General features: G+C 30.6%; 21 protein-coding genes. All 21 read left to right on the top strand.

Going from position 1 to position 24,576, the window contains the following annotated elements; translation table 11 throughout:
- Window positions 1-22: 22 nt before the first annotated feature.
- The 21 genes from HY951_10230 (at window position 23) to HY951_10130 (ending at window position 24,575) form a co-directional block, all read left to right on the top strand.
- Window positions 23-766 (top strand): response regulator transcription factor, encoded by a 744-nt coding sequence (locus HY951_10230; GenBank protein ID MBI5540424.1) that lies wholly within the window; start codon window positions 23-25, stop codon window positions 764-766.
- Window positions 767-777: 11 nt separating this feature from the next.
- Window positions 778-3,156 (top strand): tetratricopeptide repeat protein, encoded by a 2,379-nt coding sequence (locus HY951_10225; protein MBI5540423.1) that lies wholly within the window; start codon window positions 778-780, stop codon window positions 3,154-3,156.
- Window positions 3,157-3,162: 6 nt separating this feature from the next.
- The gene (locus tag HY951_10220) at window positions 3,163-4,227 is read left to right on the top strand and encodes a UDP-glucuronosyltransferase (protein MBI5540422.1); all 1,065 of its coding nucleotides are present in this window, start codon (window positions 3,163-3,165) and stop codon (window positions 4,225-4,227) included.
- A gap of 120 nt (window positions 4,228-4,347) precedes the next feature.
- Complete coding sequence (locus HY951_10215) at window positions 4,348-5,619, top strand: T9SS type A sorting domain-containing protein (GenBank protein ID MBI5540421.1); 1,272 nt, start codon at window positions 4,348-4,350, stop codon at window positions 5,617-5,619.
- A 172-nt stretch (window positions 5,620-5,791) separates the two neighbouring features.
- Window positions 5,792-6,553, top strand: coding sequence for a hypothetical protein (locus HY951_10210; protein ID MBI5540420.1), 762 nt, complete (start codon window positions 5,792-5,794; stop codon window positions 6,551-6,553).
- 223 nt (window positions 6,554-6,776) lie between these two features.
- Window positions 6,777-7,541 (top strand): hypothetical protein, encoded by a 765-nt coding sequence (locus HY951_10205; GenBank protein ID MBI5540419.1) that lies wholly within the window; start codon window positions 6,777-6,779, stop codon window positions 7,539-7,541.
- Between the two features lie 75 nt (window positions 7,542-7,616).
- Complete coding sequence (locus HY951_10200) at window positions 7,617-8,261, top strand: formylglycine-generating enzyme family protein (GenBank protein MBI5540418.1); 645 nt, start codon at window positions 7,617-7,619, stop codon at window positions 8,259-8,261.
- 683 nt (window positions 8,262-8,944) lie between these two features.
- Window positions 8,945-9,298 (top strand): PadR family transcriptional regulator, encoded by a 354-nt coding sequence (locus tag HY951_10195; GenBank protein ID MBI5540417.1) that lies wholly within the window; start codon window positions 8,945-8,947, stop codon window positions 9,296-9,298.
- The gene (locus HY951_10190) at window positions 9,282-10,739 is read left to right on the top strand and encodes a hypothetical protein (protein MBI5540416.1); all 1,458 of its coding nucleotides are present in this window, start codon (window positions 9,282-9,284) and stop codon (window positions 10,737-10,739) included. Before HY951_10195 ends, HY951_10190 begins: the two co-directional genes overlap by 17 nt.
- An 11-nt stretch (window positions 10,740-10,750) precedes the next feature.
- Window positions 10,751-11,707 (top strand): hypothetical protein, encoded by a 957-nt coding sequence (locus HY951_10185; GenBank protein ID MBI5540415.1) that lies wholly within the window; start codon window positions 10,751-10,753, stop codon window positions 11,705-11,707.
- A 250-nt stretch (window positions 11,708-11,957) separates the two neighbouring features.
- Window positions 11,958-13,907: an aryl-sulfate sulfotransferase gene (locus HY951_10180; protein ID MBI5540414.1), complete on the top strand. Its 1,950-nt coding sequence runs from the start codon at window positions 11,958-11,960 to the stop codon at window positions 13,905-13,907.
- 5 nt (window positions 13,908-13,912) lie between these two features.
- Entirely contained in the window at window positions 13,913-15,130 is a 1,218-nt protein-coding gene (locus HY951_10175; protein ID MBI5540413.1) for a T9SS type A sorting domain-containing protein, read from the top strand.
- Between the two features lie 16 nt (window positions 15,131-15,146).
- Complete coding sequence (locus tag HY951_10170; GenBank protein MBI5540412.1) at window positions 15,147-16,277, top strand: metallophosphoesterase; 1,131 nt, start codon at window positions 15,147-15,149, stop codon at window positions 16,275-16,277.
- Between the two features lie 3 nt (window positions 16,278-16,280).
- Complete coding sequence (locus tag HY951_10165; GenBank protein MBI5540411.1) at window positions 16,281-18,587, top strand: CotH kinase family protein; 2,307 nt, start codon at window positions 16,281-16,283, stop codon at window positions 18,585-18,587.
- Window positions 18,588-18,815: 228 nt separating this feature from the next.
- A complete protein-coding gene (locus tag HY951_10160; protein ID MBI5540410.1) occupies window positions 18,816-20,429 on the top strand; it encodes a T9SS type A sorting domain-containing protein in 1,614 nt (537 codons plus the stop codon).
- A 9-nt stretch (window positions 20,430-20,438) separates the two neighbouring features.
- A complete protein-coding gene (locus HY951_10155; protein MBI5540409.1) occupies window positions 20,439-20,852 on the top strand; it encodes a hypothetical protein in 414 nt (137 codons plus the stop codon).
- 6 nt (window positions 20,853-20,858) lie between these two features.
- The gene (locus HY951_10150; GenBank protein ID MBI5540408.1) at window positions 20,859-21,440 is read left to right on the top strand and encodes a hypothetical protein; all 582 of its coding nucleotides are present in this window, start codon (window positions 20,859-20,861) and stop codon (window positions 21,438-21,440) included.
- The gene (locus HY951_10145) at window positions 21,440-22,222 is read left to right on the top strand and encodes a polyphosphate polymerase domain-containing protein (protein MBI5540407.1); all 783 of its coding nucleotides are present in this window, start codon (window positions 21,440-21,442) and stop codon (window positions 22,220-22,222) included. Before HY951_10150 ends, HY951_10145 begins: the two co-directional genes overlap by 1 nt.
- Window positions 22,223-22,237: 15 nt before the next feature.
- The gene (locus HY951_10140; protein ID MBI5540406.1) at window positions 22,238-22,879 is read left to right on the top strand and encodes a DUF4956 domain-containing protein; all 642 of its coding nucleotides are present in this window, start codon (window positions 22,238-22,240) and stop codon (window positions 22,877-22,879) included.
- 8 nt (window positions 22,880-22,887) lie between these two features.
- Window positions 22,888-23,589 (top strand): DUF2490 domain-containing protein, encoded by a 702-nt coding sequence (locus HY951_10135; GenBank protein ID MBI5540405.1) that lies wholly within the window; start codon window positions 22,888-22,890, stop codon window positions 23,587-23,589.
- 107 nt (window positions 23,590-23,696) lie between these two features.
- The gene (locus HY951_10130; protein MBI5540404.1) at window positions 23,697-24,575 is read left to right on the top strand and encodes an FtsX-like permease family protein; all 879 of its coding nucleotides are present in this window, start codon (window positions 23,697-23,699) and stop codon (window positions 24,573-24,575) included.
- Window position 24,576: the final 1 nt, after the last annotated feature.

Below are 24,576 nucleotides of genomic sequence, written 5' to 3'. Positions count from 1 at the left end.
TATTTGACATAAATTAATAAGTATGTTAAAAGTAGTAATCGTTGATGACGAAAAAAGCGGTGTAATTGCCCTTGAACTATCGCTGAAAGAATTTTGTCCGGAGGTAGAGGTTGTAGGAGTTGCACATTCAGCACTTGACGGGATAAAGGAAATTCAGACTAAATCCCCGGATCTTGTGTTCTGCGACATTGAAATGCCATTTATGTCCGGTATTGAAATGATAGAAAAAATTTCTAACAGAACTTTTGATGTGATATTTGTTACAGCATATAATCAATATGCAATAAAAGCATTTAAATTAAGTGCTACCGATTACATTTTAAAACCGGTTAACGTATTGGAATTAATTAATGCAATAAAAAGAATACAAGAAAAAAGAAAATTTGTTATTGACTCTAATGTGAAAATGGAGAATCTAAAATATGCACTTTCAGGTAAAATAAGCTTACCTTGTATTGACGGTTCTGAATTTGTTAAAATAGAGGAAATTATAAGAGTTGAAGCTGATGGTAGTTATTCTAAGATATTTACAAATGATGGAAAAATGAGACATGTTACAAAAAATTTAAAATTTTTTGAAGAGTCTCTAGAAACAGAAAGTTTTTTTAGAACACATAAATCTCATTTGATTAACCTTAGCTATATAAAAAAATATAGTCCGTTAAAGGATGGTGGAATTATTCAAATGTCAGATGGTTCTGAAATATTAATTTCACGAAATGTGAAAAATGAATTTAGCGAAATGCTTAACAGGTATATAAAGTAAAGCAGCAGGGAATGAAAATAAGTAAAATAAAAACTTTGCTTTTTTTACTTTTTTTATTGGTTATTAAACCGGAAGTATTTTCTCAGACTTCAACTGTTTTAGACAGCCTTAAAGTTTTAATTCGTAATACTAAAATCGATACTGTAAAGGTTAATTTATATAATAAATGCTTTAAATTTATAAGTATTGAAGACACATTAGCAGCAGAAAAAAATTATTTAATTTCTTTTAAATTATCAAGAAGTATTCGATATACCCTTGGAATGGCAGATGCTATGGCTGGTTATGCTGATTATTTAGTAAGTTGTTATAAAAATGATAAAGCAGTAGTATATAACAAAAAAGCAATTCCAATTTATATTTGGAAATTGCATAGTTCAGCAAGTGATCAACAAGCAACAGATATTTATAATAAAATTGCAAAGTGTTATTCAAATAATGGATTTGCCTATATTAATGCCGGTGATTACAAAAAAGCAATCAGTCAATTTAATAATTCTTTAAATAATTATGAGATTGTTAATAATGATAATGGAATTTCATTATGTTACAATAACTTGTCTATATGTTATAAATATATTGGCGATTATACTGTTGCAATAGATTATTCCCAGAAAACGTACTCTGTTGCTAAGCAGAATAATGATAAAAATTTGATGGCTGGAAGTGCATTTAATATCGCATCAATTTACGAGAAGTTAAATAATAACACCAAAGCTTTAAAATATGTTCAATTATCTTTAAGAATTGCAGAGGGAATTAAGTTTGATAAAGGTATTGCAAAATGTTATAATAGTATTGGTACATTACATTATAAGCAAAAAAATTATAAAACGGCATTAAGTTATTTTATAAAATCATTAAAATTAAAGCAAAAGACTAATGATAAAATAGGAATTGCTCATACTTTTAATAATATTGGACTGATATATATGAGCACAAAAGAAGATGTAAGTGCAATTGATAATTTTGAAAAAGCTTTACAGGGATATACAGAAATTGATAATGTTCAGGGACAGGCATTTTGTTTAAACAATATAGCTTTAGTGTATAAAGACAGAGGAAATTATAATAAAGCGTTAGATTATTTGCACAAATCAGTAGCAACTGCCAATATAATTAATGATATCCCAAATGTTGGTTCTTATCTTGTTAACATTGCCGATATTCTTAATTTAATGGGAAATTATAACGAAGCAATTGAGTACTCTAAAAAGTCGCTGGAAATAAACTTAAAATTAAATTATACCGAAAGAATTAATCAGGCGTATGCTGCACTGTCATTATCATATGAGAAGCTAAATGACTTTAATAAATCCCTCGAATATTTTAAACTTTATTCTCAAACAAATGACAGCTTGTTCAGTAAAGAAAAGAACAAACAAATGATAGAACTGGAAGCAACGTATCAGCTTGATAATAAACAAAAAGAAATCGAAAATTTAAATCGTGATAAACAAATTAAGGATGCAGAAATAAAAAGACAAACAGCACAAAAGCTTACTTTTCTTTTAGGGCTATTGCTGATGATAATTATAACAATTGGAATATTAAAAAGGTATTATGATAAGCGAAAAGCGAATCAAATATTAACATTACAAAAAATAGAGATATCTGAAAAAAATTCGGAACTGTTTACTCAAAACGAAGAAATACTTTTGCAGAAAACAAAACTTGAAGATAACCTGGTTTATACAGAAAAACTACAGGAAGTATTAAAGGCAGATCTTTCAAAATATAAGCAAGTGGCATTAAAAAAATTAATTAATCCTCATTTTATTTTTAATTCGCTTAACTCTATTCAGAGTTTTATTTTGCAGAATGATAAACTACAAGCCAGTATTTACCTTTCTAAATTTTCTGATTTAATGCGTAAAACATTAGAGTATTCTCAAAAGGATTATATCTCATTAAACGAAGAGCTTGAAGCGTTAAAATTATATTTAGAACTTGAGCAAAAACGATTTGATGGAAAATTTGATTTTGAAATTATAACAGATAGCAAAATAGATAAGAATGAATGTAAAATACCTCCAATGATTTTTCAGCCGTTTGTAGAAAATTCAATATGGCATGGCTTTATGCATAAAGAGAGTAATGGAATGCTATTAATAAACCTTAAGCTTGATGATTCAGGTATAATGGTTATTTGTAATATAGAAGATAATGGAATCGGTCGCGAAAAATCAAAAGAGATTAATAAAAACAGAATAAAGCGTGAGTCGCATGGTATCGAAATAACAAATCAACGATTGAGTATATTAAACTCATTATATAATCTTGATATCCAAATTATATATTTCGATTTAAAAGATAAAGAGGGAAATTCTTCAGGAACAAAAGTGACATTTAATTTTCCTTATATTGTGAATAATTTTGACATAACATAATTAATTATGAAAATATTATACGGTGTTCCCGGCGAAGGAATGGGTCATGCAACAAGGAGCAAAGTAATTATTACACACTTGCTAAAAGCACACGATGTGCGCATTGTATCTAGCTCAAGAGCGTATGAGTTTTTAAACAAACAATTTCCGGGAAAAGTATATGAAATAAAGGGATTAAACTTTGTTTATAAAGATGGTGGAGTTGAGAAATTAAAGACTTTTCAGAGCATTTTAAAAAAATCGCCGCACGATTTATTCGAGAATTTTAAAGCGTACAAAAAAATTAATAAAGAGTTTACTCCGGATATTGTTATAACAGATTTTGAAACTTCGGTATATTTATATGGAAAATATATAAAAGTACCAATAATTGATGTTGATAATATCCAGGTAATAAGTAGGTGCAAGCTTGAAATTAAAATTCCAAAGGAAGAAAAATTTAATTATAACCTTGCCAAAACAATTTGCAAATACAGAGTGCCGGATTGTGATAACTATTTGCTTTCAACTTTTTTTGATGCAGAAATAGTAAAAGAAAACACAACTTTTATTCCGCCAATATTACGAGATGAAATAATTAATGCAAAAACTGAATATAAAGATCATATATTGGTTTATCAGACTTCATCCAGTCAGCAGAATCTTATTAAAGTTTTAAATGAAGTTGAGGGTGAAAAGTTTCTTGTTTATGGCTGTAATGTTGATGAGGTAAATGGGAATTGTACTTTAAAAAAATTCAGCGAAACAGGTTTTATACAGGATCTTGCTACCTCAAAAGCAATTATTTCTAATGGTGGGTATTCGTTAATAAGCGAAGCAGTTTATCTTCATAAACCTATCTGTTCATTTCCTATAATAAATCAGTTTGAACAATATATGAATGCTGCGTACATTGAAAAACTAAATTACGGAAAACACCTTGCAGAATTTAACTCAACGGGAATAAAGGATTTTTTACAAAACATAGATTTATACAAGAAAAGCATTAATAATTATAAGCAAAACGGAAACGAAAAAACTTTTAAAGAGCTTGATAATCTTTTGTATATTTACATGAATAAAAAATATTAGCCAAAATAAATAAAACTAAATATAGCAAGTCTTATATTTACATTAGATATTTAAGTATGAATTATTATACAAATAAATGAATTATGCACAAGGGGTAAAAAAAGAAAAAATGGAGAGCTTATGAAAAAACTAATTATTTCTTTTGCAATTATAATGTTGAGTTGTGAATTTATTTTTGCGCAATTATTAATAACAACGACAGCCAGCCATTCAGTTTGTTATGGCTCATCTACAATATTAACAGTAACTGCTTCAGGTGGTGTACCTCCATACACATATCATTGGAGTGAACAGACAGTTGACTCTTCTTCTATTACTGTTTCGCCCATTAGCTCTACAACATATTCAGTTTATGTTACAGATAATAATGGAAATACTAGTCAGACAAATTTTATTACACTTTATGTTTCTCCACCAATAATTTTTAATATTATTGCAAATAAGGATTCAATATGTCCAGGTGAACAGGTATTACTCGCTCCTGTAGTTTCCGGTGGTACGGGTCCTCCTTATGTATTCCACAATCAGGATGGTCAAATAGTAACTCCTCCGATTTTTATTAATCCAATGTACACAGGCTGCTATTTATTGTCTATTGAAGATGCATTCGGATGTATTGATTCAAGTTATGCATGTATCTATGTTATGCCTTCTCCGCCAGTCGGATTTTTGGCTAATCCAACATCAGGATGCCAACCACTAACTGTAAATTTTAATGAACTATATCCTGTTGATGGAAGAACATTTGTCTGGGATTTTGGTGATATGGCGAATTTATCACTGGCTCACAGTCCAAATCATACATACACTGACTCAGGAGTTTATTCAGTAAGTTTAAAAGCGACTTCATCATTTGGATGTATTACTGAACTAACAATGAATGATTTAATTTCTGTTTATCCAAAACCTGTAGCTAATTTTAATTACCACCCAATTGTATCTAATGCTAATGATACAATAGATTTTTCAAATTTATCTCAGGGTGCATCTTCATATATTTGGGCTTTTGGTGATGGTGATTCTTCGAGTATAATAAATCCAATTCACCTGTTTCCAAATTCAGGATATTGGCATGTTTCATTAATTGCAATATCAGATATGGGTTGTAGCGACACTATATCTACTGTTATAACAGTGAATATAGATGAAGTAAATTTATATAATAAAATTAAGTGTTATCCAAATCCAGTTTTTGATAAATTCACTATTGAATCTGAATCATTAACAAATATATCTTTAGAAATACTCAATTCTCAAGGACAAAGTATTAAAAAAATTAAATTAACAAACAATGTGAATAATATAAATTTAAAAGAATTACCAAAAGGACTTTATATAATTAGAATTTATACTGACAATGGAATAATTGAAAAAAAATTAGTAAAGCAATAATCGAGTAAATATTCTATGACGTAAAACCACCAGTGCATGATAAAAAGTTAAAATTTAGCAAGCTGTTATGATCAACTTGACACATATAACATTAATCAATATTAATAGCGGTATGGCATCGATTGCAAGCAAATGCACGTTGTTTTAGCTTCAACCATTAGACACTATTAAAATGAATATGATCTATTATTTTCTGATAATTCTTGTATCTCTCAGTTGTACACAAACGGATGACAAAGGAGATGAATTAAAATGGACCAAGCCCGATTTAGAAGGTCATTGGAAATTATATGATACAGAAATTGTTGATAAAGTCCCATTTTTAAACCTGCAGGCTCCCGAACCAGATCCCAAGAAAATGGTTTTTGAAGACAGTCCCTGGGATTCATATACAAAGTACGACTTGGTTTTTGAAGATGACTCCATGTATCAGGTCAATTATCCGATACAGGCATATACACCGGTTCACTATTTTCTTGATTCTGGTTATTTGCACGTTGGTACGAAAGATGATATATATGCTTATCCAGCAGAACTTGTTAATGATACTTTGGTTTTTTACAGGCCTTTAAGATCCGAACCCGGGTATTTCAAAGAAAAGTATCTAAGAACGAACTTCAACGATAGTATTTTAAATGTTATGAAAAGGTATGGGATTAACTACCCTGAACTTGCTGGTACATGGCTGTTAGTGCGTGAAGAGGATTATGATTATGGAACACATTACGAATTGAAATTTCCTCATTCAATTCCGGATTCAATTGAATTTAGCAGAGAACAAATGATATCAGCACTTAAAGACGAGAAGACTTATATGATGCTTACTGATGGCGTTAAACGGGATTATTCCTTTTTTTATAGTAAATATCATATTTATTTTAAACCCGGAAAATGGTACAAGGAGGAGGAGCCTTTGATTTATTTTTATAGATAGTAAATAGAAAACAAATACTAATAACTGTACTTAATACCAACTAAAACCATACAGGCAGTAATAACAATATGACAAAAAAATACTACTTGAAACCTATTTGCGGTTTGACAATCCTTTGCCGCAGCGGAGTGGCAGACTGCAGGCAAATATTCGTTGCTTTGTTACTTCGACTGTTGACACCAACTTTATGAAAACTCTAACAATAAATATTGTCTTACTATTTATGACAATTATATCATTTGGACAAACTGCATTTTTTGAAAATTACAATTTTAATAATGGTGGTTATTATATAATTGGGACATATTCAGAAAGTGACAGAAATTCCTTAAAAGATAGTCTTGGTGAATTTTACACAAATGATATTTCAATCTTAAATCAATTTAAAAAGGATTGGGTTTTTGATATACCAGGTAAACAATATGCTTGTGGCTATCATTACGACATTTCGGTTTGTAAAAATGGAGAAATAATCGAAAGTTTTGCAATAAATCTAAATTGTTCAGAGATAGTTTCTAGAAAAGGATATTTTTATTTTGACTCAAATAAATTAAGGAAGTTTTACGGAAAACTAAAAACTGCTTATAGTAAAACAATCAAATTTATTTCACTAACAGAAGCAAGAGAATATAGAGCAAAGATTTTATTGGACAGCACACTTATTATGACACCTTCACCCAATTGGTCTGAGTTTGAAGGCGAATTCGATTTTACATATAAATGTAAGGAAGGTACAACAACCTGTTTAGAAAAGGAAGATAGTTTAAAATCTGTAATTCTTCAAGAAATTTCTAAAACATATCCTGAAGAAAAATTTGAATTGTCAGATAGAGGTGGATCTTTAACTGAAATAGATCAAATAATAAGCTGTAATAAATCACTTTCTGACAAATTCAATCTATTTTATCGTGACGTAGAAGGATACTTTGGGAAATGGAGGCCATATAGTCTATCACTTGAAACATACTGGACAATAAAGCAAAAATAAAAGAAGGTGCTAACATTACCATCCAAAACATCGTGCAGAATGGAAAGCCTAACAATTAATACAATAAATTATCAAATGGTAGAAATCCCCGAAGGAAAGATTGTATTACGAGATGACAGGATAAAAACTAAATGGACAGTTGAGATAAAGCCATTTTTACTGGCAAAATATCCTGTTACTCAGGAATTATATTTTGAAGTCACTAAAGAATCTCCAAGCTATTTTAAGGGAAATAAAAAACCAGTTGAAACAGTATCGTGGAAAGATGCAGTAATATTTTGCAATTTACTTTCTGATAAATCAGGACTAAAACAATGTTATACTTTAAATAGTAACGAAGAAATATTATTTAATCATTTAGCAAATGGTTACAGGTTGCCAACAGAAGCTGAGTGGGAATATGCATGCAAAGCAGGTACTTCAGAAATAAGATATGGAAACATAAATAATATTGCATGGTATAAAGAAAATTCCGAAAAAACTACGCATGATGTTGGATTGAAAGAACCAAACTCGTGGGGATTGTTTGATATGTTAGGAAATGTTTGGGAATGGTGCTCCGATATTTATGATGAGTCTGTTTATGGTTCGTACCGGATTTTTCGCGGTGGTGGTTGGAATGATGAAGAAAGAGGTTGCCTTGCTACCAATCGCAGACGTAGTCACCCAACTTCGTTTAAAATTGATGATCTTGGATTTCGGTTAGCTAGAAATTTGTAAAAATTGATATGCTGAGCGTCCACCGCGACGGCAATGTCATTGACTTAAGCTAAAACTCCATGTAGTTCTCGATTGAACTCGAACTAGCATTCTAGCTTGTTCCTCAGCCGCAGAGCGGCTGAGGAACAATTTCTATTTGCAACTTCGAGTAGCAAAGCGTATCGAGAAGTAAGCAAATGGATTAACAAAATTAAATTTTCTTAAGTCAATGACATTGACCGCGATGGTGAGTTCAATCGAGAACTACTAGAAGCATTAGTTTAACGTTAGTTCGATATAATTTGTCATTCTGTCTGCCGCGGCAGAGTAGAGAAGAACACTTTTCTTGCGAAGCAAAATCTATATTTTGACAAATAGATTACCGTCGGTGAGAAAGTTCTTCGTTTTGCTCGTATGACAATTAGGTTGTTCTGTAATGGAGAGACATTTAAATAATTGTATATATATCGAACTCACTTTAATAAAATAGATTTCTGGGCATGCCGGGAATTACATCTGTTTTTTAATTTCTCACAGAGTCTCCTATAATGGGCTCTGTGCAAAAATAATTTTTCACCGTAAAATTAATATGCCTGAATAACAGCATTATACACTTGTTTTATAAAAAATTATATAAATATTCGTCGTATATATAAAATACTTATATATATTTGTGCGTTTAATATTCATAAAATTTACGCAAAATGGCATCAAACGATTTATTAAAAGGCACCCTAAAACCAATAATTCTTAAGTTATTATCGGAAAATAAAAGAATGTATGGTTATGAAATAACACAGTCAGTAAAAGAATTATCAAAAGGTAAAATTGAACTTACTTTTGGGGCACTTTATCCAATTCTGCATAAATTAGAACAGGATGGTGCAGTAGTTACAGAAGCAGAAATAATAAATAACCGAAACAGAATTTATTATTCTTTAACCGAAACTGGAAAAAGTACAGCACAAGAAAAAATTGCAGAACTTGAAGAGTTTGTAAATACATTGAGAACATTGTTAAAACCAAATTTCGGATTAGAATATGTGCTTGCTCGATAAACATCAGGTAGATATTATTGTTGCCGACGTACAGTTGGCAGGAATAACATTTTCTCATTTGCCGGATGATCTGGTAGATCATATTTGTTGCGAGATAGAGAATCTGATGGGTAAAGGAGATAATTTTAAACAAGCATATGAAAAGGTTAAGATGCAGGCAGGTATTTCTGCTTTAAAAAAAGTTGAAGAAAATACTAAATTATTAATCGATAAAAAATACAGGCTTATGAAAACAACAATGAAAGTAACCGGGATAATTTCTTTGATTTTACTTGGACTCGCAACAGTGTTCAAAATAATGCACTGGCCTGGCTCAGGTATAGGATTTGTGACAGGTTTTACCACTTTATTTATGGTGTTTTTTCCACTGGCAGTTTTTACAAATTTTGTGTATGCAAATAAAAAACAAAATCTGTTTTTGCACATTGCTGCTTTATTAGGAGGCATGATTTTTATGATAGGTGTAATGTATAAAATAATGCATTGGCCCGGATCTGGTATAATGATAATGATTGGTTATCTTTTTATATTGTTATTATTTCTTCCTACATTGTTAATAGTGCATATAAAAAAAGCAAAATCCAGAAAAGATAAATTAATTTATATTCTTGGTGCGTTGTCGATAATAATATATGGCTTCTCAAATATGTTTAAAATGTTTCATTGGCCGGGGGCATCTGTTCTAATGTTATTTGGGGCATTTCTTTTAATTTCTGTTTTTCTACCTCTTTTTACATGGAGAAGAATACAACTTGAAGGAAAAATTACCGGACAATTTGTGTATATTATTACGATTTTTATGTTTTTAATTCTTTTTACTTCACTGATTGCTTTAAATGTGTCAAGTAATGTTATGAATGGTTTTACAAATCAGGCAAACAATCAGGAAATATTGAATGACTATTTAATAAAAAAGAACTTAGATTTATACACAGAAATTGAGAATATGACAGATACTCTTGACATAAAAGCTAACGCAGTAAAAATTAAAAAAACAGCTGATGAATTGTGTCATTATATTGATAATATTCAAATTAAATTATTAACTGTAATAGATAATATTGATGAAGAAAGTTTAGCAGAGCTTTTAAAAAATCCAGAAAACATTAAATACAAAGACAATACAGATGTTGTTTTTCTTTATATGATAGGCGAAAGGGGAACTGGAGAAGCCATTGTATTAAAACAAAAGTTAACAGAATTTAAATATATGATGATTGAAAAGTTTAGTAATGATAAAAAATTTATTGAGCAACTTAATAGTTTTTTCAATTTTTCTGTTAATTATAATCATGGGGAGCCAGAACCATGGGATATTTATAACTTTTATGATAGTTCATTAATTCAAGGGATAAGTAAATTAAAAGAATTACAAACCAGTATTCGGTATAGCGAATCTATTGCTTTAGATAAATTAATTATTAGAAACACAAACCTTTAAATTTAAAAACTATGAAAAAGTTCATTTATATATCAGGAATTGCAAGTGCAAACTTAATGTTTTTAGGTTCAATGTGTAAAGTACAGCATTGGCCTGGTGCAAATATATTTCTTGTTTTAGCAGTGTTTTTGTTTTGCTTTGTATTTTTACCAGTTGGACTTTACCAGAGTTATAAAAACAGTACTGGGAAAAAATATGGTCTATTGTACGTTGTTAGTTTTATTGTATTCTTCATTGTTTTTATAAGTGCCTTATTTAAAGTTTTACACTGGCCTGGAGCTGGTTTGTTGTTATTAATAGGAATACCAATACCGTTTATATTATTTCTTCCTGTATACATTATTCAAACAAGAAAAGATAAAAACTATTCGATGATAAATTTTATGGGAATAATGTTTGGATTAATATTTTTAGCAGTATATAGTTCAATGTTATCTATTAATGTGAGCGGGTCTGTTTTAAGAAGTTTTGAAAAGCAATATTATTCTAACCTTAATAAAGTTATTTTGCTTTATTCAAATGAAGAAAATAATGGCAAAAATGCCGAAGTGATTAAGAAAGGAAAAGAACTTTGTAGTTTTATTGAAATGTTAAAAAGCGAAATATTAGAAATCTCTGGTAATGGTAAAATTGAAAAAATGAATAATTCAATTTATGGGATCGACAACAGTGATGTTGCATCAAGAATTTTAATTAATGACGAAAAATATTCATCACTTGATGAGTTAAAAGTAAAAGTAAAATCTTTTAGGGAAGCTTTGTTGTCTTCAGAAAATAGCAGTTTAGAGTTAAAAACACTTGCAAACAAACTGCTTGATGTTGACTATAATCTTGAACCTGAGAAGCAAGATGGAAAATCAATTACCTGGGAAAATAAAGAATTTTTATCTTATCATATGATTATTGTTATAGATGCTCTTACCAGATTAGAGAGTAATGTAAAATTTATAGAAAAAGAATTGCAATAAAGGGCTAAATAATTATTTAAAAGATAAGGTCGCCAACTTTAAATGTTTGGCGACTTTTTTGCTTATTAGGTTATGTGTAGTCAGATAAGTTACATAAAAACAACTAAATAGTAAATATTTTATATCAAATAAACCTAAACTTTTTAGGTCATAATTTTATAACTTTTTTACCAAATTATATGACAAATACTTTCAGGGCTAAAAATATATTTGTAACGTGAAAATTTGTAAAATTTAATTCTAACCAAATATGACCAAAAAGATTTATTTACTTCAAATTATGATAACAGTATTGGTAACTCTGTTGTCTTTTCCTTTTAATACTATTGCACAGCAATGGGGTTTGTATACTTTGTATGCTACAAAAAACGGAACTCAGGCTTATTTAATTGATACAGCAAATACACCTGTTGTATATAAAACATGGACATTTCCCTCAACTGCAAAAAACGCATACTCAACATATCTGATACCGGGAGATACTTTGGTAAGAACATCTACATATAAAGCCACAGGAGCACCTGGTTCTGGTGGTGTTACCGGTAAAATTCAAAAAGTAAGATGGGACGGAACAGTGGTTTGGGAAATGACTTATTCGTCAACAACAACACAAATGCACCATGATATATTGCCAATGCCAAATGGTAACGTAATGTTTATTTCTTATGAAACCAAAACAGCAACACAGGCAACACAGGCAGGATCTTCATCTGCCAGTACATTTTATTCTGAAAAAATTGTTGAGGTTAAACCAACAGGAGTTGGTACTAATTCGGCAAATTGGGGCTATACTGTAGTTTGGGAATGGAAGCTCTGGGATCATTTATGTCAGAATTATAATTCTGCAAAAGATAATTATGTAACTTCAATTGTAGATAATCCACAATTACTAAATATTAATTATACCGGTTCGGGCAGTTTACCTGACAGATACCATATGAATGGTTTGGATTATAATGCTCAACTAAATCAGATTGTTTGCAGTATGCATTTTATGAATTCAGTTTTTATAATAGATCATAGTACAACAACTGCCGAAGCAGCCGGTCATACCGGTGGTGTTTCGGGAAAAGGCGGAGATTTTCTTTATCGTTGGGGAAATCCTGCATCTTATGGTGCTTCAGGAACAACAATATTTAACACTATACACGATGCGCATTGGGTATCAAGTGATAATTCTCTTTATCCAAATTATCTTTGTGGATATAACAATCAGGGTGGAACAGGAGGAAAAACAGCAATTGATGTCTGGAATCCACCATACAATGGAAATAACTATACATTAACTGCCGGTCAAGCTTCTCCTTCTACATATGCATATCAATATAACAGTGCATTTACAGCAACAAATGAAGGAAATTCTCAGCAGTTACCAAATGGAAATATGCTTGTTAATAATGCTTTTGGAAATATTTATGAGGTAAATTCTGCAGGAACAACTCTTTGGACAAAAACAGCAGCAAGTTCTTCTCATGCATACAGATATACAAAATGTTATGTGAGGGGTCCAATTGTTACTGCAAGCACTTCCGAATCATCAGTTTGTTTAGGAGATTCTGTAACATTAAACTCAAATGCTGTATCTGTTACAGAAGCAAGCCCTACTTATACATATGAATGGTCATCTGGCGAAACATCACAAAATCCTGTAGTAGTTCCTTCAGCTAATACTGTGTATACTGTTACCATTACAAATACTGCTATTGGATGTTCAAGTACAGCCTCTGTTTCTGTTAATGTGTTATCTGCTCCTGCAATCCCGGTAGTAACTCAAAATCTGAATTCCCTTATATCTACAGTTGCTAATTCTTATCAATGGTATCAGGATGGTGTGTTGATTAATGGCGAAACAAACCAGAGTCTTGATGTATTAACAGATGGGCAATATCAGGTAGAAATTACTGATATTAATGGATGTACTGCTATTTCTACTCCATTTTCTTTTATTTATTCAAGTATTAATTCAAATTTATCAAATGAGTCACTTGAGGTATATCCAAATCCTACAAGCGGATTGATTAATTTTGATGGGAATAATCTTTTTAATATTATTATTACAAATGCCTTCGGTACTGTTGTTGCAACTAGTGAGAATATAAATTCTTTCGATTTATCTAATTATTCTAATGGGATTTATTATCTTGCAATAACTTCTAAAGAAGGTAAGGTTACTAATAAAAAAATAATTCTGATAAAATAATAACAATGAATACTAGGTATCTTTTTGCTTTGTTAATTCTGATAGTATTAACAAAGTGTATAACAGCTCAGGTCTTTACAAACTATACTGTTGCAACAAGCGGATTACCAGATGATTTTGTGAATGGTGGAGTAGCTATTGACCAGAATAATAACAAATGGTTTGGTACAGGCTCAGGAGTTGCAAAATTCGATGATGTAAATTGGACTGTTTATACAACAGCTGATGGACTAATTGATAATTTTACTACCTGTATTGCAGTTGATATAAATAATAATGTTTGGGTTGGAACAAATTCAGGGTTAAGTAAATTTAATGGAAGTACTTGGACAAATTATACAACTGCTGATGGATTACCAATTGATGCAATAAATGATATTAAAGGAGATTCAAATGGTAATGTATGGTTGGCAACTTATGCCGGACTTTCAAAATTTAATGGTACTACGTTTACAAATTATACAATAGCTGATGGTTTGTCGGTTGATTTAATAACAAATGTTACAACAGATGCATCTAATAATGTTTGGATGGGTACTTTAGGCGCAGGTATTTCAAAATTCAACGGAACTTCATTTACAAATTTTGGACCCTCATCAAATATTGTTGATACAAATGTTACAGCGATTGCAGTTGACCATAATGGGAATAAATGGGCCGGAACATTTTTTGGTGCCTCGGTTTTTAATAATAGCGATGTTTGGGCTACAAATTATACAACTCTTGATGGTCTATATGGTAATTATGTGCGAGACATAAAAGAAGATTCGCATGGAAACATTTGGTTTGGAATTTTTGTTGATTATCTATTTGATGGTGCAATAACAAAATTCGATGGTACAAACTGGGTTTCGTATGCTATGCCACAAGGGTTAGTTGATTATCAGGTTAAACGTCTGGCAATCGATCAACAGGATAATGTGTGGGTTGCAACTGGATTAGGAGTTTCAAAATTACAAGTTGTTACAGGAATACAGAACGTTTATAGTAATGATTCATTTTGCGTTTATCCAAGCCCTGCAAACGAAGTTGTAAATATTTCTTTTAATGATAATATAGTATTGTCAAAACAGAAAATTGAAATATATAATTCTTTAGGTCAAAAGATGCAAGAATTTGTTCCGGAAAGAATGAATGTTTCAATTTCTATGGAGAAATACACTAATGGATTGTATTTTGTTAAATCTGGATCGAATTCAACAAAAATTACAGTAAAGAAATAGCAAATTATTATTTTACATGTTAAAAAGATGCACATTGTTATTATTTTTTCTCCCGTTATTGTTAATGGGACAAAAGTTTGCTATAATTGGCGATTATAGGGGAGGTGATACAAATGCATTCAAAGTTTCTCAGTTGGTAAAAAGCTGGAATCCTGACTTTGTAGTAACAACGGGCGATAATTTTAGTCCGACTCAGGGAACAATAGATTTTCAGGTTGGTAAATTCTATAATGAATTTATATTTCCTTATGAGGGCTCATATGGTGTTGGAGATACTGTTAATAGATTTTTTCCTGCAATTGGTAATCACGATGTTGAGGGAAGCGGATTAACCGAATATCAAACTTATTTTACTTTACCGGGTAATGAAAGGTATTATGATTTTGTTAAAGGTAATTGTCATTTTTTTATTCTAAACAGCGACTACACAGAAGTGGATGGTAATACAAGTACATCTATTCAGGGAATGTGGTTACAGAACTTACTAGCTTCATCCGTTTCAAAATATAAATTAGTATTTCTTCATCATCCGCCCTTTACTTCAGGAGCTCACGGCTCAAGTGTTTTTGCTCAGTGGCCATTTAAGCAATGGGGTGCAACAGCTGTTTTAGCTGGTCATGATCACGATTATGAAAGATTGCTGATTGATAGTTTACCATATTTTGTTTGTGCTGCCGGGGGTGCTGCTTTATATACTACTTTTACAAATTATCCGGGAACCCAGCATTTTTATGCAGATAACTTTGGAGCATTATTGGTTGATAATTATAATGATAGTTTGTTATTTAGTTATTATAATATTGAAGATTCTTTAATTGACAGTTATGTTATTAGATACAATTCTGCAGGTATTAAACCAATAGCAATTGAAACATTTAACACTAGCAATATTTTACAATGTTATCCAAATCCATTATCTGCAGAATCAAAGATTAAGTATTTTCTTGATTCTGATAATAAGGTTATTTTAAATATTTATAACTCTTCTGCTGAAAAAATTGCCACATTGGTAAATACAAAACAAACAAAAGGTGAACATGAATTTATATGGAATACTGCAAATATTTCTGATGGAGTGTACTCAATATCTCTTCGTGTCGGCTTGAAAAAGTATCATATTAAAGCAATAAAAACTGAAAACAAATAAGTCATGAAAATGATCTTAAAACTGAAAATCTCAAGAGTATTCTTTTTAATATTGTTATTTATTAGTTTTTCATTACAATCAAAATCACAAAATGATTTTTACGATAATAACAATGTTCGCGAAATAAGATTATATTTTTCTCAGTCAGATTGGGATCATAAACTCGACAGCTTATTTGTTGAAGGTCTGGAAGGACGTTTACTTGCTTCTGTAACAATTGACGGTGTTGCTTTAGACAGTGTAGGTGTAAGATATAAGGGCTATAGTTCTGTAGATACTGCAACAGTAAAAAATCCTTTAAATATTGAACTTGATTATATTATTCCTTCACAGGAATATCGTGGTGTAACAAAGCTGAAATTAAGTAATGTAATACACGATCCTTCTTTTGTTCGCGAAGTATTATCGTATGAGATTGCAAGAAAATATATGCCGGCATCAAAAGCAAATTATGCAAATGTATATATAAACGATACATTAATGGGTTTATATAACAACGTGGAAGCAGTAAATAAAAATTTTGCTGAAACTCATTTTGGAACACGTTACAATTCCTTCTTTAAAGGTAATCCGGCAGTTCTAAATTATCCAACAGGTGCAAACTCAAATCTGCAATATTACAATACTGACAGTACTTCTTATTATCCATTTTATTCATTGGAATCTGATTTTGGGTGGACTGATTTGTATCGCTTTATTAATATTTTAAATAACCAGACTGACAGTATTGAAAATGTGCTAAATGTTGATAGAGCTTTATGGATGCTTGCTTTGGATTATGCCCTTGTAAATTTAGATAGTTATATTGCTTATTCGCAAAATTACTATTTATATCAGGATAAAAATAAAAGGTTTAATACAGTGTTATGGGATATGAATATGTCATTTGGTAGCTTTAGATTATCAGATGGAGGTACTTCTGCAATGACAGGTGGCCTTACAATTACTCAGGCAAAAAATCTGAATCCATGTGGTTTGCTTACTTACTCGGTTTCGCAAAGACCATTAATAAAAAAGTTACTACAAAACAATATGTGGAAAAAAATGTATCTGGCACATATTAGAACAATTGTAAATGAGAATTTTGTTACGGGAAATTACTATTCACGGGCGCAGCAGCTTCAGCAATTAGTTAGTAACAGCGTTCAGAATGATTTTAATAAATTTTATAGTTATTCTGATTTTATTAATAATATTGATACAACCGTTGGAGGAACAGGTGGAATGATACAGTACCCGGGAATAAAAGATTTTATTCAGGGAAGAACAACTTATTTAAGTAATTATTCCGGGTTTCAGGGAGCTCCAACAATTAGCAATATTATAGATTCAGTATTATTTGGGAACAAAATATGGATAACTGCAAAAATAAATTTTCCCGACAGCTGTTTTCTTGCATATCGATACGGTATCTATGAAATTTTTAATAAAGTTAAAATGTATGATGATGGTGCACATAATGATGGTATTGCCGGAGACAGTGTTTATGGAGCAGCTATAAATGATTCCATATTAATACAATATTATATTTATGCTCAAAATTCCACTTCAGGTGTATTTTCACCAGAGCGAGCTGAATACGAATTTTATACTATTCAAAAAGTCTCTGCCAGTAACGTTGTTATAAACGAATTTATGGCTGATAATGTTGATTACATTACTGATAATTATAGCGAATACGAAGATTGGATTGAGTTATATAACAATTCAACAAATGATTTTAATATGTCAGGTTTATATCTTTCAGACGACAGATCAAACTTTATGAAATGGCCATTTCCTGATACAACAATTGGTGCTCATAGCTATTTAGTAATTTGGGCTGATAACGATGCTATTCAAACTGGTTTACATACAAATTTTAAATTGTCTAAAACAGGAGAAGCATTGTTTCTTTCATATTCTCCAACAAATATTCTTGATTCAATTACATTTGGTTTGCAAACTTCTGATATCTCAACAGGAAGGTATCCTAATGGCACAGGATCTTTTGGCAAAATGTTACCAACAATGTCTTCTACAAATTCTCCCTTCTCTGTTAGTGAGATTAAATTCTCTTCAGAGATATCTGTTTATCCTAACCCTTCAAGTAGTTGGATAGAAGTTAATATTGTAAATAGTAATTCAAATAAACTGAGAATGGAATTGATTTCTATTACAGGAAAAATTTTGTTTCAGGAAGAAATTCAAAAAGACTATTCAGAAAATATATTTAAAAAATATGACATTAGCAGATTCCAGAAAGGAATGTACTTTTTAAAAATATCAAGCGAAAAAGATGTGATAATTAAGAAGATAATATTTAATTAATTAACCAGGAGTAAAAAACATGCTATAAAACATAAACTCAAGCAACTTTTCTTAAAAATCTTAAGTCTTAAGGTAAAATTTAACATTGCTTTGATGTTAAGATTAACTAAATTTAAAACTTATAAAATGCGAGAAAATGAGTTTATAAAAAACAGTTTAAAGAAGCAAATGCAGAATAAATCAATTATATATTTACTTTTTATATGCTTAATTTTAATAAAGCCAGTTTTGTCTTTCTCCCAATGGACAAACAATAGCTCAATAAACACCTCGGTATGTACTGCTAACAACGATCAGAAAGACTACAGTATAGCTTCAGATACAAAAGGTGGAGCATTTATTATTTGGGCAGATAAAAGAAACAATCTTCAGAGAGCTGACATATTTGCTCAGAGGATTAATTCATTAGGCTTTAATTTATGGGCAGTTGATGGTATTGGTGTTTGTGTGACTTCGGCAGATAAAGCAAATCCTACGACAACTGAAGATGGTAACGGTGGGGTAATAATTGCATGGGATGATTCTATTAATGCAGATCGTGATATTTATGCTCAGAAATTAGATTCGTCGGGAAATCAAAAATGGACAACTAATGGTGTGCCTATAGTAATTAAAGCAAGCAAACAAAAAAATGTAAAAATAGTTTCTGATGGTGCCGGAGGAGCAATAGCAGTTTGGGAAGATTCGTTATCCGGCTATTGGGATATTTATGCACAAAGAATAAACAGTGACGGCTTGACAATGTGGACAATTGGTGGTGTGCCTGTTTGTACAGCAATACTTAATCAAAAAAGTCCAAGATTAGTTTCTGACGGATCTGGCGGTGCTTACATTACATGGCAGGACAAGCGTGGTGGTGTAGATTATGATATTTATGCTCAACATTTAAATTCATCTGGTGTTCCGCAATTTGCTTTAAATGGAATTGTAATTTGTAATGCCATTGACAAGCAAACAGATCCGAAAATTGTTTCAGACAGATTTGGTGGAGCAATTGTAACATGGCAGGATAAAAGAGGTGGAATATCATATGATGTTTATGCACAAAGAATAACTGCAACAGGTAGTTTACAATGGATATTAAATGGAGTTGCTGTTTGTACAGCAGATAGTTCTCAAACCTCAATTGATATAACATCAGACAATATAAGTGGAGCAATTTTAACCTGGCGCGATAAACGTAACGGGCTTTATCATGATATTTATGCACAAAAAGTAAATATGACCGGCACAATTGCTTGGCAATTAAATGGCATTAAAATTTCAAGTACAGCACTTACTCAAACAAATCCGAATATTTGCGGCGATGGCAGTGGTGGTGCTATTATAACATGGCAGGACTCCACAATTGGGAATTGGGATATTTTAACCCAACGTGTAAATTCGAGTGGTAATATAATGTGGAGCTCGGGGGGGAATTTTGTTTCTAATGCTAACAACATACAAATAAACCCTAAAAATATTTCTGATGGAAAGGGAGGGTGTATTTATATCTGGCAGGATTTTAGAAACGGTTTAAATGATGATGTGTATGCCCAGCATTTAACTGCTCTTGGTGTTGAAGGAATTGGCGACGAGATTATATTAGAGCCTGTTTTATTTAACATATTTCCTAATCCAATTAGTGAATCTGCAATAATTGATTGTTCTGATAAAAAAAATAATCTGGATTTGTGCATTGGAATAGTGTATGATATCTTTGGAAGAGAAATTTGTTTATTTAATATTGATAAATTTGATTATAAACTTGATGTGAAGAATTTCTCTGATGGAGTATATTTATTAAAAATTTATGAAAAAGAAAAAGTAATTGCCTGTAAGAAATTTATTGTAAAAAAATAATATAATAACATGAAAAAATATATTGTAACAAAAGGAATATGCTTTATTTTATTAATTTTTGCTGTAACTTTTTATTCTTGTAAAAAGGGACCGGGTGATGGTGGAAGAGCAAGCATAAAAGGTAAGGTATATACAATTAATTATAATTCATCATTCACAGTTCCACAGGATTCAGGTTATTTAGGAGCTCAGAAAGTATATCTTATTTATGGAGATGAAATAGCTGTTGGCGATGATCAGGATTCAAATAATGAGGGTGCTTATGAATTTAAATATCTAAGAAAAGGCTCTTATAAGGTGTTTGTTTATACTAAAACATTAGCTAATCATATTGATAGTGCAATTGTTCAGGAGGTAGAAATAACAGACAGCAAACAAACAATTGAATTGCCTGATTTCAGAATAAAAACCAGTAAAAACTAAAATACCATGCGCATTGTTTTTTTTATATTAGTTATTTCATGCATTTCAACATCTTTATTTTCTCAAAGTAAGAAGGAAAAGAAAGCTATAAAAACATGGGGGATTAAATCCGTAACAGAGATGGTTGTTGAGGTTGTTAATGAAAAAGAAGCAACACGAAAAGATTCTTATACAACATATGATAAAAATGCTAACATTATATACAATGAAGAATTTCGTAAAGATGGTACTCTTAAGCATAAAGAGTCAAATAAATACGACTCAAAAGGGAATCTGCTTGAAGAAATAGTATTTGATGCTGCAGATAACAAAACAGAAAAGAATTATAAAAAAACTTATAAGTATGATTCAGAAGAGAATAAAACAGAAGAATCTGAATTTGATGAAACAGGTAAGCTTGTAAAAAAAATCATTTTTTCTTATAATGCAAATGGCGATAAAACAGGAGAGGCTGAATATAACGGTGCAGGAAAAATCGCAAAAAAATCAGTTTACGCATACGATTCAAAAGGATTAAAGGCTGTTAAGAAAGAATTTGATGCTAATAATCAGGTGATATCAACAAGAACATATAAATACGATTTTTAATGCCAGATCATAACAATATACTATCCTTATTTGAGCCAATTACCCTTGAGGAAATGGATAGTGTTAAGCTTATGGAGCGTACAGATACAAAATATGTTTTTCCGATTGCAGAACTTTCTGGAATTCTTGAGGGGATGACTTCACAGTATCGTATTTTGGATATTAATAATGTTAGAGTTCAACGATACGAATCTTTATATTATGACACTAAAGATTTTTTACTTTATAACAAACACCTGATTGGAAAGCCAGACAGATATAAAATTCGTTTTAGAAGATACCTCGATTCATCAGGATTAACTTTTTTAGAAGTTAAGCATAAGAATAACAAGAAAACTACTTCTAAAAAACGAACAAAAATGCTTGATATTGAATCGGGAATTAACGATAAAGCCAGAGAGTTTGTAACTAAAAATACTCCCTATTCTCCTGATATTTTTTCACCGAGTATATGGGTAAATTATTCAAGAATGACATTTGTAAATAAGTTTTCGCAAGAAAGATTAACAATAGATACAAATCTGGTATATAAAAAAGCTGGTTGCTTAGAAGAAATATCTGTTGAATTTCCTCAAATGGTAATAGCAGAAGCAAAGCGTGAGAAGGCAGCAACTGTTTCTCAATTTGTTCGCTTGGTCAGAAAAGCAGGAGTGAGAGAAGGCTCAATAAGTAAATATTGTTTTGGAATTTATAATTTAATAAATGAAGTGCCAAAAAATAATCTTAAACCCAAAGTTCGCTTTGTTTGTAAAATGGCCAAAATACAAAATGTTAACAAATAGTAAAATAATATAATTATGACATTATTACAAATTGTAAACGATACAATGCCCAATAGTTGGGAATTGTTCAATAAAATTTCACCTAAGTTTTTTATTCGGTTAGGGGTTGATTTGTTATCAGTTATTGTTCTTATAAGATTTATTTATTACCCAAGCTATAAGAATAGAGAATTCTTTTTTACTTTCTTTATTTTTAATGTAATAATTTTCCTTGTTACTTATATGATGAATAAGGTAGAAATGTCTATTGGTGCAGCATTCGGATTGTTTGCAGTTTTTGGAATTCTTCGTTATCGAACAGAAGATATTTCAATAAAAGATATGACATATTTATTTCTTTGTATAGCAGTTGGTTTAATTACTGCAGTAGCAAAAGGTGGTTGGGATGAGTTGTTGCTTATTAATTTTATAATTCTATCAGTTACAACATTGTTGGAAACAGGTGTGCTTATGAAAAAAGAACTTGGTAAAACAGTTCAGTATGAGAATATAGAAATGATTAAACCCGAGAATCATGAGAAACTGCTTGAAGATTTAAGAAATAGAACAGGATATGATATTCATAGGTTTAATATTGTGAAAATCGATTTTCTACGTGATATGGCTTCAATTCGCATATATTATTTTGATTCAAAAAAGAAAAAAATTTCGATATAACAAATAAAATGAAACGGGTTTATTATAATGTTTTAATATTTGTTTTTTTATTTTTATTTGTTTCTGAAAACATAGTTGTTTCTCAGACCGTTTATCCTGATGCCGGTTCATGGAATACTATAAATATTGAAAAGAAATTTACAAAAAAAATTACAGTACTTTTTACAGAAGAGCTGAGGTTTAAAGAAAACTTTTCCCGCCTTAATTTGTTTTATACTAATTTAGGTGTTGAATATAAATTCTCAGATTTTTTTAAAGCAGCGTTTGTTTACAGATTTATTGAAAAATATCAAGACGATAATACTTTTAGTTTTCGGCATCGTTTAATGCTTGATTTAACAGTTAAAAAGAAATTTGGTAATTTTGGTGTATCGTACCGACAGCGTATTCAGGCAGAAGAACGTGATATTTACTCAAGCGATGCGGGTGCTGTGCCTGAGTGGTATTCCCGTAACAAAGTTGCAATAAAATATGATTCAGATAAAAGATATACTCCTTATGTTGCGATGGAATTAAGATATCAGTTTCACAACCCCCGTGAGTGGCAAAGTGATTATACCTGGCATAGAAGCCGTTATTCGTTTGGCGTTGATTATAAATTAAACAAGAAAAATACTTTTGGCCTTTATTATTTAATTCAAAGAGAATATAATGTAGTATTGCCGCAAAACCAATATATTGTTGGCCTGGAATATTCTTTATCTTTATAATTTCTTTTAACAGCGGATTAATTCCTTAAGAGAATATTTTATATTTTTTTAATACCTATCTATTTATATTATTTATTACCTTCGCACACGGATTTATATTTTTAATAATGAAGCCAAAGCGCGACAAATCTATTATTCGTAGGCTAATCAGTTCATATATTACAACTGTAATAAGTATTTCTTTAGTTTTATTTATGCTCGGACTTATTGGAATATTAGCATTAAGTTCAAAGCGTTTAAGTAACTATGTAAAAGAAAATATTAGTTTTTCTGTATTTTTAAAAGATGATATTAAAGATGCCGATATTTTAAGACTACAAAAGAATCTCGATGCTGCACCATATGTAAAATCAACTCTTTTTATTACCAAAGATATGGCTGCCGAGCAATTAAAAAAAGATTTGGGAGAAGAGTTTGTAGAATATCTGGAATATAATCCTTTACCACAGGCTATTGAGGTAAAGTATTATGCCGAATATGCAAATCCCGACAGTATAGCTTTAATTGAACGTGAATTAAAACAATTTCCTCAGGTAAGCGAAGTGTATTATCAAAAAAATCTGGTTTCTCTTATTAATGATAATGTAAATAAAATTAGTTTGATAGTACTTATTTTTAGTATTTTATTATTGGTTGTAGCAGTTGCTTTAATAAATAATACTATGCGATTATCAGTTTATTCAAAGAGATTTAATATTAAAACTATGCAATTGGTAGGAGCAACTAAAAGTTTTATAAGATGGCCTTTTATAAAAGCAAGTGTGTTTCAGGGAATTTTTGCAGCTATTATAGCAATAGCACTTTTATCTGCAGTTATTACAGTTGCAGAAAGAGAACTTGATAATATAATAAGTTTAAGCGATTTTAGTTTAACTGGCGCTTTGTTTGGAATTGTAATTTTATTGGGAGTAATAATAACATCTTTATCCTCATTTTTTGCAGTAAGCAGATATTTAAGATTAAAATCATCAGAGTTATATTTTTAAA

This window comes from Bacteroidia bacterium (assembly GCA_016218155.1).
Classification (GTDB): Bacteria; Bacteroidota; Bacteroidia; order Bacteroidales; family GWA2-32-17; genus GWA2-32-17.
Note: the sequence above shows the minus strand (reverse complement) of the source record. Positions and strands in the feature narration are given on the sequence as shown.

What these genes read in the sequence shown, in the direction of transcription:
- HY951_10230 (MBI5540424.1), top strand. Translation starts at nt 23, where the DNA reads ATGTTAAAAGTAGTAATCGTTGATGACGAAAAAAGCGGTGTAATTGCC.
- HY951_10225 (MBI5540423.1), top strand. Translation starts at nt 778, where the DNA reads ATGAAAATAAGTAAAATAAAAACTTTGCTTTTTTTACTTTTTTTATTG.
- HY951_10220 (MBI5540422.1), top strand. Translation starts at nt 3,163, where the DNA reads ATGAAAATATTATACGGTGTTCCCGGCGAAGGAATGGGTCATGCAACA.
- HY951_10215 (MBI5540421.1), top strand. Translation starts at nt 4,348, where the DNA reads ATGAAAAAACTAATTATTTCTTTTGCAATTATAATGTTGAGTTGTGAA.
- HY951_10210 (MBI5540420.1), top strand. Translation starts at nt 5,792, where the DNA reads ATGAATATGATCTATTATTTTCTGATAATTCTTGTATCTCTCAGTTGT.
- HY951_10205 (MBI5540419.1), top strand. Translation starts at nt 6,777, where the DNA reads ATGACAATTATATCATTTGGACAAACTGCATTTTTTGAAAATTACAAT.
- HY951_10200 (MBI5540418.1), top strand. Translation starts at nt 7,617, where the DNA reads ATGGTAGAAATCCCCGAAGGAAAGATTGTATTACGAGATGACAGGATA.
- HY951_10195 (MBI5540417.1), top strand. Translation starts at nt 8,945, where the DNA reads ATGGCATCAAACGATTTATTAAAAGGCACCCTAAAACCAATAATTCTT.
- HY951_10190 (MBI5540416.1), top strand. Translation starts at nt 9,282, where the DNA reads ATGTGCTTGCTCGATAAACATCAGGTAGATATTATTGTTGCCGACGTA.
- HY951_10185 (MBI5540415.1), top strand. Translation starts at nt 10,751, where the DNA reads ATGAAAAAGTTCATTTATATATCAGGAATTGCAAGTGCAAACTTAATG.
- HY951_10180 (MBI5540414.1), top strand. Translation starts at nt 11,958, where the DNA reads ATGACCAAAAAGATTTATTTACTTCAAATTATGATAACAGTATTGGTA.
- HY951_10175 (MBI5540413.1), top strand. Translation starts at nt 13,913, where the DNA reads ATGAATACTAGGTATCTTTTTGCTTTGTTAATTCTGATAGTATTAACA.
- HY951_10170 (MBI5540412.1), top strand. Translation starts at nt 15,147, where the DNA reads ATGTTAAAAAGATGCACATTGTTATTATTTTTTCTCCCGTTATTGTTA.
- HY951_10165 (MBI5540411.1), top strand. Translation starts at nt 16,281, where the DNA reads ATGAAAATGATCTTAAAACTGAAAATCTCAAGAGTATTCTTTTTAATA.
- HY951_10155 (MBI5540409.1), top strand. Translation starts at nt 20,439, where the DNA reads ATGAAAAAATATATTGTAACAAAAGGAATATGCTTTATTTTATTAATT.
- HY951_10150 (MBI5540408.1), top strand. Translation starts at nt 20,859, where the DNA reads ATGCGCATTGTTTTTTTTATATTAGTTATTTCATGCATTTCAACATCT.
- HY951_10145 (MBI5540407.1), top strand. Translation starts at nt 21,440, where the DNA reads ATGCCAGATCATAACAATATACTATCCTTATTTGAGCCAATTACCCTT.
- HY951_10140 (MBI5540406.1), top strand. Translation starts at nt 22,238, where the DNA reads ATGACATTATTACAAATTGTAAACGATACAATGCCCAATAGTTGGGAA.
- HY951_10135 (MBI5540405.1), top strand. Translation starts at nt 22,888, where the DNA reads ATGAAACGGGTTTATTATAATGTTTTAATATTTGTTTTTTTATTTTTA.
- HY951_10130 (MBI5540404.1), top strand. Translation starts at nt 23,697, where the DNA reads ATGAAGCCAAAGCGCGACAAATCTATTATTCGTAGGCTAATCAGTTCA.